The following is a 12802-nucleotide window of genomic DNA, read 5'->3' as shown; positions in this document are numbered from 1 at the left end:
TGCTTCATGGCGAGCTGTGCGTGGGAGGGCTTAGGCCCTGCCGGGTTCCATTCCCTGGTCGACCAACCCGCGTACGGTTCGCCACCCTTCTGCTTGGTCGCAGTGTTGGCGAACTCCAGTCCTCGAATGGAGTTTCACCATGTTCAAAGGGCCGCACCGGCACACGGCGATGGCGATTCAACAGATCGTCATGCTGGCTGAACTGGCGGTGAACCGGATGCTGGATAACGTTGCCATACCAAAACCTGCGCCACACAGCTAATCCCCCTGTAGGAGCGAGGCTTGCCCGCGAAGACGGCCTGACATTCAACATTTATGTTGGCTGATACACCGCCTTCGCGGGCAAGCCTCGCTCCTACAGGGATTTTTCTCGAAAAATCAGGTGATCATTTCCTGCAAGCCTGAAGCGGAAGTCGCTGTATCCTTTGCAGCAATTGGGGTCAAGGATCGGATTCGCTCAAGGGGTTTCATGTATTTTCTCGCTCGTCTATCGGCCTTGCTTGTCGCTTTGCTGTTGCTCAACGGTTGCGAGCGACCGGACGCGCCGCCGCTCGATCAGCAACTCTATGTCTGGCAACGGCAATGGACGCCGGCCCATGACGCCGCGCTGCGCGACAGCCGCGCCGATTTCTCGACCTTGCGCGTACTGGCCTTGCAGGCGTTTCCGCAGGTCGGCTGGAGCCGGGCGCGGATCGATCCGGCGCTGCTCAAGCGTGACGGTCGACCGCTGATTGCGGTGGTTCGTCTGGATGGCCAACTCAAGGGTCTGGATCAGGACGAGGTCACGGCGCAAATCCTGCAGGTGCTCAGCGATTGGCAAGGGCAGGGGCTGATCCTCTCCGGCGTGGAAATCGACCACGATGCAGGTAACGCCCGGCTACCGGCTTACCGCGAATTTCTCACGCATTTACGCGCGGTTCTGCCGGCCTCCTTGCCACTGAGCATCACCGCGTTGCCGGCCTGGCTCGACAGTCCCGAATTGCCGGCGCTGCTGGCGACGGTCGACAGCAGCGTATTGCAGGTGCACGCGGTGAGCGATCCACGGCGTGGGCTGTTCGACCCGGATCAGGCCCGGCAATGGGCCAAGGCCTGGAGCCGTATCACCTCGAAACCATTTTATCTGGCGCTGCCGGCTTATGGCGTGGCGTTGTTGCCAGGGGCCAGTGGCGCGCCGGTCGTGGAAAGTGAAGTGCCCATCGAGCGGGGCGGCAAACGCCGGGAGTTACTGGCGGATCCGCTGCAACTGAGCAAACTCGGCGCCGAGTTGCGCGCCGATCCACCGGCTCATCTGGCCGGGCTGATCTGGTTTCGCCTGCCGCTGGCCAATGATCGCAGGGCCTGGAGCCTGACGACACTAATCGCTGTGGCGCATGGCGATACGCTCGACAGCCGCGTGGGGCTGAAGCTCTCGACGCAGGACGGCCTCTACGACATCAGCGTCAGCAACCAAGGAAATCTCGACAGCGCCTGGCCCGAACGCCTGACATTGGCGGTGCAGGGTTGCGATGGCGCCGATGCATTGGCCGGTTATGCATTGCAACAGCGCCCGGATCTGCTTACCTTCACCCGCCTGCGCGAGGGTCGAATACCCGCCGGCGGGCAGCGCGCCATCGGTTGGGCACGCTGCGCAACTATTGATCAAGGAGGTTCGAATGTTCACCCGTAACTGGCCCCGCCATGTGCTTTGCCTGAGCCTCAGCCTGCCGTTGGGTTCGGCGTTGGCCTGCGGGCCGGACTTCCCCATGCGACTGCTGGACAACCGTGGCCAGTCGCTGGCGGAACTGCCGGAAGGCAACTTCAACGTTGAGATCAACCGCCTCGGGCATGCCATCGCGGGACTGAAAAATGTCACCGCAGCCACCAACATTCCGGGGGACGGTTACGGCGATGCGCCGGATTACGCGGGTCAGCGGAACACCGCCGAACAGGCCGGTCTGACGCCAGAGCAGCAAGCGCTGGTGCAACAGCTGCGCAGCCTGACCGATGCCCGTCAGGTTGAAGAGCAAGGCGCGAGCCTGCCGGCCGAGCACATGTTCTATCTGGCGGGCGCTGTGGCGTTCAACGCCGGTGACCATGGTTTGGCCACCGAGTATTTTCAGAAAGTGCTGGCACTGCCGGCGGACCAACGCGCGTTGCGCAGTACATGGGCAGCGTACTCGTTGGGGCGAGCACTGTTTGCCATGAGTTCAGAGGCGGATGCCGGCCCGGACCTGTTGGCTCAGTCGCGCAAAGCGTTCGAGCAGACTCGTCAATTGAGTATCGACGGCTTCAGCGACCCGTTGGAGCTGGGTGTTGCCAGCCTCGGCGAAGAAGCGCGGGTGGCCCGCACCGCTGGTGATTGGGATAGCGCCATCGAATTTTATGCGACGCAGAACCTCCACGGTTCGGCGGTGGGCTACACCTCGCTGAAGCTGTTGATGGCCGATCTGGCTGCGCTGCCCGACGATCAACTGGCCGTGTTGCTCAAGGGCAAAGCGGTGCAGCAACTGGTGACGGCGTCGTTGATCAGTCGACTGGGCTGGTCATTCGGTGATCAACCGCCGAACGAACAAAAACTGATCAAGCTGCTGCAAAACAGCACTCGCGGCAGCCTGGATAATGCGGATCGCTTGGCAGCGATGAACTATCAGCAGGGCGATTACGCCAGTGCCAAAGCCTTTCTCGAACAGGCCGGTGACGGCGGTCTCGCTTGGTGGCTGCGGGCGAAACTCGCGTTGCGTGATGGCGACAAAGGCGCTGCCGCCGCGGCCTATGCCAAGGCAGCCCAGGCCTTCCCGCAAAATGAATCCTGGGGTGAACGACGGACCCCGGACTGGGATTACGAAACGGTGCAGCCCAAGTGCCGGGTCGACGGCGAAAGCGCAATCCTGGCCCTGCAACGCGGCGATTATCTGCAAGCCTTTGACCAGCTCTATCGCAGCCAAAGCATTTACTGGTACGACGCGGCCACCGTTGCCGAGCGGGTGCTGACCCTCGATGAACTCAAGCAGTACGTCGACACTCAAGTGCCCGCACCGCCGCCACTCAGCCAGCAGGATCGCGATAGTTATGTGCCGTTGCCGGTAGCCGCGAACCTGCGCAATTTGCTCGGGCGGCGTTTGTTGCGCGAAGGGCGTTACGACGAAGCGCCGGAGTATTTTGATAACTCAGATTTGCAGGCCAAAGCCAGGTGGTATGGGCAGCTGCGCGAGGAGGCTGAATCCAAATGGTGGCCGACCAAACGGGCATTCGCTTACTACTACGCCGCGACAGTGGCCCGCTACGATGGGATGGAGTTATTGGGCTACGAAATGTCCCCGGATTACGCGACCTTCGGCGGTAATTACAGTCTGGAGGCTCCCGATCTCAAGGTCGGGCCGCTGATAGCCGAGGGTGAGGTGCAGCGCCGGCAAGCCACGGTGGCGCAACCGGATGAACGTTTCCATTACCGTTATATCGCCACAGCCTTGGCGAGTAAGGCCGCTGATCACCTTCCCCATACCAGTCAGGCGTTTGCTTCAGTGCTGTGCAAGGCTTCAACGTGGGGTACCAGCCTGCAAGAGCAAAGCGCGTTCTACCGCCGTTATGTAGAGGAGGGACCGTATGTGATCTGGGCCGGTGATTTCGGTCATCAATGCCAGGATCCAGACTTCCAGAGCGCTGATAAGCGTTATGTGACTCAAGTCACCGATGCTGCGCGATCTGTGCTGCGGCCCTACAAAAAACCATTGCAGATCGGCGGTGTGTTAGCGATTACGGCAGCGGCGCTGTTATTGATCAGTCGCCGCCGTCGTAGAGCGCAATAACCCTCAAGCCTGCTGCACAAAGGTCAGCCGTACCGCAAATCCGATCAACAGGCTGCCGAACAACCACTGCTGCACCCTCTGGGCCGATGGACTGCGTTGCAGCCAGCGGCCCAGAGCGGCGCCGGCCAGCGCGTAGGCGCTGTCGAACAACAACCCCACACCGACCAGCATCACGCCCAGCGTCGCAAATTGCGCGAGCACCGGCCCGGCGTGCGGCTCAATGAACTGCGGTAACAGCACCGAGCAGAACAGCAGCGCCTTGGGGTTGAGCAGGTTGGTCAGCAAACCGCGTTGGATCGCCTCGCGCCAATGCGGTTTTTCGGTCGTTGCGTCTGTACCGTTCAAGCTCGGCAGCATCGTGGTGCGCAGGCACTGAATGCCGATCCACAGCAGGTACGCGGCCCCGACCAGGCGTACCACGTCGAAGGTCCAGGGTGCCGTCTTGAATAGCGCCGCCAAACCCAACGCAGCCAAGGCCACATGACAACCACGCGCTATGCCCAGCCCCAACGCCGTGGCCAGCGCCGCTCCTTTGCCCTGACGCGCGCCGGTCTGCAACAGCAGAATCATGTCCGGGCCGGGCAACAAGTACACCACCGCCAGAGCCATGAAAAACAGCCAGAGTCCTGCCATGTTGCACCCCATTCGTTGTCGATTTGGTGAGGTCAGTCTATGGCTGAAGAGCAGGGCAGGTGGTTGCGTAGTCAGCTTCTAAAGCTTCGATATTTGGCATAACCTGCCATTTTGTGATGATTGAACCATCGGGATCTGCCAAACCATGAAACTGGACGCCTACGACCGCAAGATTCTCGCGGCGCTGCAACGGGACGGTCGCCTGAGCAACGTGCAATTGGCCGACGAGATTGGCCTGTCCGCCTCGCCTTGTTTGCGTCGGGTACGGATGCTGGAAGAAGCGGGAGTGATTCGCGGCTATCAGGCCAATCTGGATCGAGATGAAGTGGGCCTTGGGCTGACGGTGTTTGTCGGGGTCAAAGTCGAACGACACAACGATGAACAGGCCGAAGCGTTTCGCCTGGCCGTGACGGCATTACCTGAGGTGATTTCGGCGTTTCTGGTGTCAGGGGAATCGGATTTTCTGCTGCAAGTGGTGGTGCCGGATTTACGCGCCTATGACCGTTTTCTCACCGAGCGACTGCTGAAATTGCCGGGTGTGAGCGACATTCGCAGCAACTTTGCGATTCACACGGTGAAGACCCCGGGGGCGTTGCCGCTGGGGCATTTACCACTTTAGATCGAGTCAGCCCATTCGCGAGCAAGCCCGCTCTCACCCTCAGTCTAATTCCTGCTCAAGACACAAGCGGGCTTGCTCGCGAAAGCGCCAGTTCAGTCACCGCCAAATCATCGGCCCTACATCTGCGTCGCCATCCCCTCCACATCCATTGCCGCCTGACGCAATGCCTCGGAGCGGGTCGGGTGTGGGTGACAAGTCAGGGCGATGTCTTCGGCCGAGGCACTGAATTCCATGGCCACGCAATATTCGCCAATCATTTCACTGACGCTCGGGCCCACAAGGTGCACGCCGAGGACTTCGTCGGTGCGCTCATCGGCCAATACTTTGGCGAAGCCTTCAGTCTCGTGGTTGATCTTCGCCCGGCTGTTGGCGGTGAAGGGGAATTTTCCGACCTTATAGGCGCGACCTTCGGCTTTCAGCTGTTCTTCGGTCTTGCCGACGCTGGCCAGCTCCGGTCTGGTGTAGATCACGTTGGGGATCAGGTCGTAATTGACCTCGCCGGCCTTGCCGACGATCTGCTCGATGCAGGCCATGGCTTCGTCTTCGGCCTTGTGGGCGAGCATCGGTCCTGAGGTGACGTCACCGATCACCCAGACGCCTGCGGCTTCGGTGCGATGGCCCTTGTTGGCGAGCTGGCCGCGTTTGTCCGTGGCGAGGCCGACGTTCTCCAGCCCCAGGCCTTGGGTGTAAGGACGACGACCAATAGCCACCAGCACATAGTCGGCTTCAAGCAACTCGGCGGTACCACCTGCAGCCGGTTCGACGCTGAGCTGAACACCGCCCGCCGAGGGGGTGGCGCGGGTAACTTTCGAACTCAACTTGAAATTGATGCCTTGTTTGCTCAATGAACGCTGAAGGGTCTTGCCTGCCTCGCCATCCACACCGGGGCAGATCCGGTCGAGAAATTCGACCACCGTCACCTGGGCGCCCAAGCGCCGCCATACCGAGCCCAACTCCAGACCGATCACCCCGGCGCCGATCACCACCAAGTGCTTCGGCACTTCGGCCAGCGACAGTGCGCCGGTGGAGTCGAGAATACGTTTGTTGTCGATGTCTACACCCGGCAGGGGAGTGGGCTCGGAACCGGTGGCGATGACGATGTCCTTGGCCGTCAGCTGGGTCTTGCCACCCTGGCTGTCGGTCACCGTGACGCTGCCCGGCCCGTCGATGTGTCCCCAGCCCTTGATCCAGTCGACCTTGTTTTTGCGAAACAGAAACTCGATGCCCTTGGTCAGCCCGGTAACGCTTTCATCCTTTTGTTTCATCATCTGGGCCAGATTGAGCACCGGTTTGACCTCAATCCCAAGGTTGGCGAATTCCGCCCCCATGGCTGCGTCATAGAGTTCGGAGGCATGCAGCAGCGCCTTGGACGGCATGCAGCCGACGTTCAGGCAGGTTCCACCGAGGGTAGCGCGGCCTTCCACGCATGCCGCTTTCAAACCCAACTGGCCAGCGCGGATCGCTGCGTTATAGCCGCCGGGGCCTGCGCCCAGAATCACGACGTCATAGGTGCTCATGTGGGACTCCTGGATTGAAAGGACGGGATCGATAAAAGTAGTCTTCAACAAAAATTACGAACGTAATATGTGCGTTTCGGAGCATTTCGGTCAAGGCTTCAGCCTAGCGACAGGTTTAGCGCTTTTAGATAGAACGATTTAGAACGAAAATTTCACGATTTTCGTTATATCGTAACGAATGGTGAAGTGAGCAATGACTGGGGTGGTATGCAAGTCGATCTCGATGGCGATGGGGCACAGATAGCAGGGCTGCCGCGCTTTCAGCAGGCGGTCGTTCAAGGACGTCGATTGCGGCAATTCGCGATCGGTTTGGGTGCCTTGACGGCGATTGGGCTGGTGCTGGCGTTTTTTGTCGGGCTGTTTGCGCCGCAATCGCTCTGGCCTGCGTTGCTGGTCAATCAGAGCGCTGGTTTGCTGGTGCTGGTCGCTGGCCTGCAATCGGCCTGGTGGGTAACGCAGTGGCGCGCGCGGGCGATGAATCCGGCCGTGTTGGTGCCGGTGGTTGTCGCTGAGGAAGTCGTTGTCGCCGAAGGCTGGTATGAGCGTTTGCTGGACCGGATCAGTCAGCGTTGGTTGCGCTTGCTGGGGCAGATCGGTAAACCGACGCTATGGTTGGGTGGCTGGGCGTTGTTGACGTTGTACAGCATCGAGCAAGTCTGGAACCTTACCTTGCCGCCCGCTGCGTTGGGGGTGTCGGCCAGTGTCGGCGCCGCGCTGTCGTTGCTGCTGGCTTTCGGTTTGCTGGTGCTGGAGCGGCAACTGGCGCAGGAAAACATCGCCCAGTGGCCCGAAGCAGGACCGTTGGCGCAGCTGACGCGGGTCGCGATTATTTGCCTGGTGCTCAGCGCCCTGTGTTTGTTGTTCGGCAGTGAAACATCGGTCTGGCCGGTGCGTCTGGCGGTGCTGATCGGCTTGCTGCCGGGACTGGTCGCCGTCGAATTGCTGCTGCGGGCCGTGTTGTCGCTGTTCAGTCCTCGTCGTGAGCAGCTGGAACCGGCGTTGCTGGCGCGAAGCTTTGTCGCCGACATGCTGCGTTGGCCGCCGCAACCTTTGCTCGCATTGCAGCACGAGTTGCACAACCGCTTCGGTATCGACCTGCGACAAATCTGGGCTTTCACCTACATGCGCCGGGCGTTTTTGCCGGTGCTGGCAGTGGTGGTCATCGTGGGTTGGTCGCTCACCGGTATTCACGAAATACCACTGCAAGGGCGAGGCATCTACGAGCGTTTCGGCAAACCGGTGGAAGTGTTCGGCCCTGGTTTGCACGCCGGTTTGCCGTGGCCGTTGGGCCGCGTGCTGAGTGTCGAAAACGGCGTGGTCCATGAGTTGGCCACCAGCGTGGGTGAAACGTCGGCCCCAGTCGCGGCCGAACCGGCCGAAGGTCCGGCACCGGCGATTGCCAATCGATTGTGGGACGCCAGCCATGTGAATGATAAATCCCAGGTCATCGCCAGCAGCCGCGCTGACAAACAGAGCTTCCAGATCGTCAATATGGACGTGCGCTTCGTCTATCGCATCGGCCTGAGCGATCAGGCGGCGCTGGCAGCAACGTACAACAGCGCCGATGTGCCAACGCTAATCCGCAGCACCGCCAGCCGGATTCTGGTTCATGATTTTGCCTCACGAACCCTCGATGGTTTGCTCGGCGAGGACAGGGCAGGGCTGGCCGAAGAGATCGGTCGCGCCGTGCAGGTTGATCTGCAAAAACTCGATAGCGGCGTGGAAATTCTCGCCACGGTGGTCGAGGCCATCCACCCGCCAGCGGGGGCGGCCAACGCTTATCACGGCGTGCAAGCGGCGCAGATTGCTGCTCAGGCGTTGATCTCCCGCGAGCGCGGTGCCGCGGCGGAGGCGACCAACCAGGCGCAATTGCAAGCCAGCATCGCTCACGATCAAGCCACGGCCAGTGCTCATGAAATCAACTCGACCGCTCAGGCCGCCGACCTGAAATTTGCTGCCGAGCGAAAGGCTTATTCCAGCGCCGGCCAGGCCTTTGTGCTGGAGCAATACCTCAGTCAACTGACCCAAGGTTTGGCCAACGCCAAGCTGCTGGTTCTCGATCATCGTCTGGGCGGCAGCAGCAATGCGCCGACCATCGACCTACGTACATTCACGCTGCCGGCTGACGCTGCGCCGCCGCGTAATACCGTTCAGCCAGGAGCCATCCATTGAGCCAGCCGACGCCTACACACAATCGCGATCACGATGATCACGATGATCACGATGATCACGCTGGCCACGATCACGGCCATGGCGGGCATCACCACGGCCATCACCATCATCACCACGGTGAACCACACGAAGCGGGTCCTTTCCCGTGGCGGCGAATGGGTTGGGCGGCGCTGCTGGTGGCGTTTGCCATCGCGGCGGCGAGCCTGGTGCAAGTGCGTTCGGGAGAGGCCACCGTCATCACTCGCTTTGGCAATCCATCGCGAGTATTGCTGGAACCGGGTCTTGGCTGGCGCTGGCCGGCACCGTTCGAGGCGGCGATCCCGGTGGATCTGCGGCTGCGTACCACCTCCAGCGGTTTGCAGGATGTGGGCACGCGCGATGGTTTGCGCATCATCGTGCAAGCCTACGTGGCCTGGCAGGTGCAGGGTGATCCAGACAACGTGCAACGTTTTATGCGCGCCGTACAGAACCAGCCGGACGAAGCCGCGCGGCAGATCCGCACCTTTGTCGGCTCGGCGCTGGAAACCACCGCCAGCAGTTTCGATCTGGCCAACCTGGTGAACACCGACGCCAACCAGGTGCGCATCGCCGATTTTGAAGCGCAACTGCGTCAGCAGATCGATCAGCAGTTGCTCACCACCTATGGCGTGCGAGTGCTGCAAGTGGGTATCGAACGTCTGACGTTGCCGTCGGTGACGTTGACCGCCACCGTCGATCGTATGCGCGCCGAGCGTGAAACAATCGCCACTGAACGCACGGCCATCGGCAAGCGTGAAGCTGCGCAAATTCGCTCGGCGGCCGAGCGTGATGCGCGAATCGTGCAAGCTGATGCGACAGTGAAAGCCGCGGACATCGAAGCCCAATCCCGCGTCGAAGCCGCGCAAATTTACGGTCGTGCCTACGCCGGTTCGCCGCAGCTCTACAACTTGCTGCGCTCTCTCGACACCTTGGGCACCATCGTCACGCCGGGTACCAAACTGATTTTGCGTACCGATGCGGCGCCGTTCCGCGTGTTGGTTGACGGTCCGCCGACACTCGATAACAAGCCCGGGTCGCAGCCATGAGTTTAGTTCCACGTGGAACACATGAGTTAAGCAGCCCCTGGATTCAGGCCGGGCGCTTGGCTTTTTTGGCTCTGTACGCCGTGACTGTGCTGGCTGCTTTGGCATGGGCATTCTCCAATGTGCGGCAAATCGACCCGCAAAATCGTGCCGTGGTGCTGCACTTCGGCGCACTGGATCGCATTCAAAATGCCGGTTTGCTGTTGGCATGGCCACGCCCGTTTCAGCAGGTGATCTTGTTGCCGGCAGCGGATCGGGTGATCGAACGTCGGGTGGAAAATATGCTGCGCACCGATGCTGCATTGCAGGCGGATCGAGTCGCGAGTTTCGCCACGCCGATCAGCGATGCGCTTGCCGGCTCTGGTTACTTGTTGACCGGTGATGCGGGCGTGGTGCAACTGGATGTGCGGGTGTTCTACAAAGTCACCGAACCCTATGCCTTCGTTCTCCAAGGTGAACATGTGCTGCCGGCACTGGACCGGCTGGTGACGCGCAGTGCTGTGGCGCTCACCGCTGCGCGAGACCTGGACACCATTCTGGTAGCTCGACCGGAACTGATCGGCGCCGACAATCAGGCCGCCGAACGTCGCGAACGTCTACGCGGTGATCTGGTGCGGGGCATCAATCAGCGCTTGGCCGAACTGACCGCGACCGGGCAGGGGTTGGGCATTGAAGTGGCGCGGGTCGATGTGCAATCGAGTCTGCCCGGCCCGGCGGTGAACGCGTTCAACGCGGTGTTAACCGCCAGCCAGCAGGCCGACAAAGCCGTGGCCAACGCGCGCACTGAAGCCGAGAAGCTGACTCAGAGCGCCAACGAACAAGCCGACCGCACGCTGCAAGTGGCTCACGCCCAAGCCAGCGAGCGCCTGGCAAAAGCCTCCGCCGACACCGCCACGGTGCTGAGTTTGGCCAAGGCGCAACAGCAGGGCACCGACCCGCAAATGCTGCTGCGTATTTACCGTGAACGGATGCCGAAGATTCTCGGGCAGGCCGGCTCGGTAACTACGGTTGATCCGAAAGACGATTCCCGCCTGATCATTCAGGGAGCTGCGCAATGACCGCCCAAACCGCCGACGCGCCGAGCATGTTGTCCTCGGCTGAACAACGCAGCGCCGCGCGCCAGTTGACCCTGGCCATGCTTGCGCTTGGGTTGCTTGCGCTGGGGCTGATCTGGCGCTGGTTGTCGCCGGAGCAGACCGGTGTAAGCCAATTGCTATTGGGTTTTGCTTCCTTGCTGGTAGCCGTGCCGGTCATGCGTTCGGCGTGGTACAGCCTGCGTTATCCGAGCCTGCACGGGATCACCGATCAACTGATCGCCCTGGCCATGCTCGGCGCCTGGGCCACAGGCGATCTGCTCACGGCGGCGTTGCTGCCGATCATCATGATCTTCGGCCACGTGCTGGAAGAGCGCAGCGTAATCGGTTCCCAGGAAGCGATTCATGCCCTCGGCAAACTGACTCGCAGCCACGCGCGCAAGATTCAGGCTGACGGTTCCGTCGTTGAAGTCGACAACGGCACCCTCAAGGCCGGTGACCTTGTGGAGGTGCGTGCCGGTGATCGCGTGCCGGCGGATGGCCGGGTGTTGTCCGGTCAGGCAAGCCTCGACACCGCCTCGATCACCGGTGAGTCGGTGCCAATAGAAGCCGGCGTGGGCATGGCGGTGTTCGGCGGGGCGATCAATCTCGATGGCCTGCTGCGCATTGAAGTGACCCGCACCGGTAACGAATCGACGCTGGGTAAAGTCATCGCGCTGATGCAAAGCGCCGAACGTTCCAAGCCGCCGATCACCCGTTTGCTCGAACGCTATGCCGGCAGCTACATGGTGTTGGTGTTGTTGCTGGCGGCTGTGACCTGGTTCGTTACCAATGATGCCCAAGCGATGCTCGCAGTGTTGGTCGCGGCTTGCCCTTGCGCGTTGGTGTTGTCGGCACCGGCCACGGCCATTGCCGGGGTGGCGGTGGCGGCTCGGCACGGGATTCTGATTCGCAGCTCGGCGTTCCTTGAAGAGTTGGCTGACCTGACGTCGTTGGTGGTCGACAAGACCGGAACCCTGACGTTCGGCACCTTGCGCCTGCAATCCATCGACAGTCCGCTGGAAGATCGCAGTCACGTACTGAAACTCGCCGCCAGCCTCGGTTCCGCCAGCAGTCACCCGGTCAGCCGCGCCTTGGCCGGGCTGGTCACTCAGGAACACTTTCTGCTGCTCTCTGACATTCATGAGCGTCAGGGGCTGGGTGTCGTGGCGATGACCGAGCAGGGCGAAGCGGCCCTCGGTCGTCCGGAGCTGTTCGCACAATTGGGCATCGCCACATCAGCTGTGCCCGAACACGACGGCCCGATTGCCGGGCTGGCACTCAACGGTGAATTTCTCGCCTGGCTGTTGCTCGCTGACAGTGTCAAACCCGAGGCGCGGTTTGCCCTGAGCGAATTGCGTGAACTGGGTTTGGGTCGTCAGTTGTTGCTCACCGGGGATCGGCAGAGTGTTGCGCACACGCTGGCCCGGGATGTGGGCATCAGTGATGTCGAAGCCCAGGCCTTGCCCGAGGACAAACTCAATCGTGTACTGAAAGAAATTGGCAGCGGTTTCCGGCCAATGGTGGTGGGAGACGGTATCAACGATTCCCTGGCGCTCAAGGCCGGTGTGGTCGGTGTGGCCATGGGCGCAGGCGGTGCGGACATCGCGTTGGCTTCGGCCGATATCGTACTGATCGGCAGCGACCTGCGCCGGCTCGGAACCTGTGTGCGCTTGAGTCGCCAATGTCGGCAGACCTTGCAGGTCAACGTGATTATCGGGTTGGGCTGGACCTTGGCCATCGTCGCGTTCGCCGCATTCGGCTGGCTCGGCGCGGCAGGGGCGATGATTGCCGCGCTGTTGCACAACTTGAGCACGTTATTAGTGCTCGGTAATGCCGGACGTTTGCTACGCTTTCAGGAACCCCTACTCAAGCTTAAGGATGAGGTGTGAGCGTCTACAACTTTTCAGAACTGTGTGCCGGATTTGTAGTCATCTAGGGT

Annotated in this window: 9 protein-coding genes and 1 pseudogene; 8 read left to right on the top strand and 2 right to left on the bottom strand. The window is 61.1% G+C overall.

Annotated features, from left to right (window positions below):
* Positions 1-145: 145 nt before the first annotated feature.
* The 3 genes and pseudogenes from AB7M22_RS26905 to AB7M22_RS26895 all read left to right on the top strand — a co-directional run.
* Positions 146-262, top strand: a pseudogene (locus tag AB7M22_RS26905) (DUF6124 family protein); the annotation flags it as partial.
* A 207-nt stretch (positions 263-469) separates the two neighbouring features.
* Positions 470-1666, top strand: coding sequence for a DUF3142 domain-containing protein (locus AB7M22_RS26900; protein WP_454188303.1), 1197 nt, complete (start codon positions 470-472; stop codon positions 1664-1666).
* The gene (locus AB7M22_RS26895) at positions 1653-3785 is read left to right on the top strand and encodes a hypothetical protein (RefSeq protein WP_454188302.1); all 2133 of its coding nucleotides are present in this window, start codon (positions 1653-1655) and stop codon (positions 3783-3785) included. Before AB7M22_RS26900 ends, AB7M22_RS26895 begins: the two co-directional genes overlap by 14 nt.
* Positions 3786-3788: 3 nt before the next feature.
* Here AB7M22_RS26895 and AB7M22_RS26890 read toward each other — a convergent pair whose 3' ends face one another.
* Positions 3789-4418, bottom strand: coding sequence for a LysE family translocator (locus AB7M22_RS26890; RefSeq protein ID WP_454188301.1), 630 nt, complete (start codon positions 4416-4418; stop codon positions 3789-3791).
* A gap of 145 nt (positions 4419-4563) precedes the next feature.
* Between AB7M22_RS26890 and AB7M22_RS26885 the strand changes: the two genes are divergently transcribed.
* Positions 4564-5037: an Lrp/AsnC family transcriptional regulator gene (locus tag AB7M22_RS26885; protein WP_454188300.1), complete on the top strand. Its 474-nt coding sequence runs from the start codon at positions 4564-4566 to the stop codon at positions 5035-5037.
* 116 nt (positions 5038-5153) lie between these two features.
* Here the strand turns inward: AB7M22_RS26885 and lpdA are convergent, their stop codons facing one another.
* Entirely contained in the window at positions 5154-6554 is a 1401-nt protein-coding gene (gene lpdA / locus AB7M22_RS26880; RefSeq protein ID WP_454188299.1) for a dihydrolipoyl dehydrogenase, read from the bottom strand.
* A gap of 207 nt (positions 6555-6761) precedes the next feature.
* Between lpdA and hflK (AB7M22_RS26875) the strand changes: the two genes are divergently transcribed.
* From hflK (AB7M22_RS26875) to AB7M22_RS26860, 4 genes are read left to right on the top strand one after another with little or no spacing between them, the layout of a single operon-like run.
* Positions 6762-8726, top strand: a complete 1965-nt coding sequence (gene hflK / locus AB7M22_RS26875; protein ID WP_454188863.1) for a protease modulator HflK — start codon at positions 6762-6764, stop codon at positions 8724-8726.
* Positions 8723-9790 carry a protease modulator HflC gene (hflC, locus tag AB7M22_RS26870; RefSeq protein WP_454188298.1) on the top strand — a complete coding sequence of 356 codons (1068 nt, stop codon included), beginning with the start codon at positions 8723-8725 and terminating at the stop codon, positions 9788-9790. The genes hflK (AB7M22_RS26875) and hflC overlap by 4 nt, the downstream gene beginning before the upstream one ends.
* Positions 9787-10845 (top strand): protease modulator HflK, encoded by a 1059-nt coding sequence (gene hflK, locus AB7M22_RS26865; protein ID WP_454188297.1) that lies wholly within the window; start codon positions 9787-9789, stop codon positions 10843-10845. Before hflC ends, hflK (AB7M22_RS26865) begins: the two co-directional genes overlap by 4 nt.
* Positions 10842-12752, top strand: a complete 1911-nt coding sequence (locus AB7M22_RS26860) for a cation-translocating P-type ATPase (RefSeq protein WP_454188296.1) — start codon at positions 10842-10844, stop codon at positions 12750-12752. The genes hflK (AB7M22_RS26865) and AB7M22_RS26860 overlap by 4 nt, the downstream gene beginning before the upstream one ends.
* Positions 12753-12802: the final 50 nt, after the last annotated feature.

The sequence above is a fragment of the Pseudomonas sp. ADAK2 TE3594 genome, assembly GCF_053628675.1.
This window is presented reverse-complemented; position numbering and strand designations above follow the sequence as displayed.

Coding starts and splice junctions, on each gene's coding strand:
- AB7M22_RS26885 (WP_454188300.1), top strand. CDS start 4,564: ATGAAACTGGACGCCTACGACCGCAAGATTCTCGCGGCGCTGCAACGG.
- AB7M22_RS26895 (WP_454188302.1), top strand. CDS start 1,653: ATGTTCACCCGTAACTGGCCCCGCCATGTGCTTTGCCTGAGCCTCAGC.
- AB7M22_RS26890 (WP_454188301.1), bottom strand. CDS start 4,418: ATGGCAGGACTCTGGCTGTTTTTCATGGCTCTGGCGGTGGTGTACTTG.
- AB7M22_RS26860 (WP_454188296.1), top strand. CDS start 10,842: ATGACCGCCCAAACCGCCGACGCGCCGAGCATGTTGTCCTCGGCTGAA.
- AB7M22_RS26900 (WP_454188303.1), top strand. CDS start 470: ATGTATTTTCTCGCTCGTCTATCGGCCTTGCTTGTCGCTTTGCTGTTG.
- hflK (WP_454188297.1), top strand. CDS start 9,787: ATGAGTTTAGTTCCACGTGGAACACATGAGTTAAGCAGCCCCTGGATT.
- lpdA (WP_454188299.1), bottom strand. CDS start 6,554: ATGAGCACCTATGACGTCGTGATTCTGGGCGCAGGCCCCGGCGGCTAT.
- hflK (WP_454188863.1), top strand. CDS start 6,762: ATGCAAGTCGATCTCGATGGCGATGGGGCACAGATAGCAGGGCTGCCG.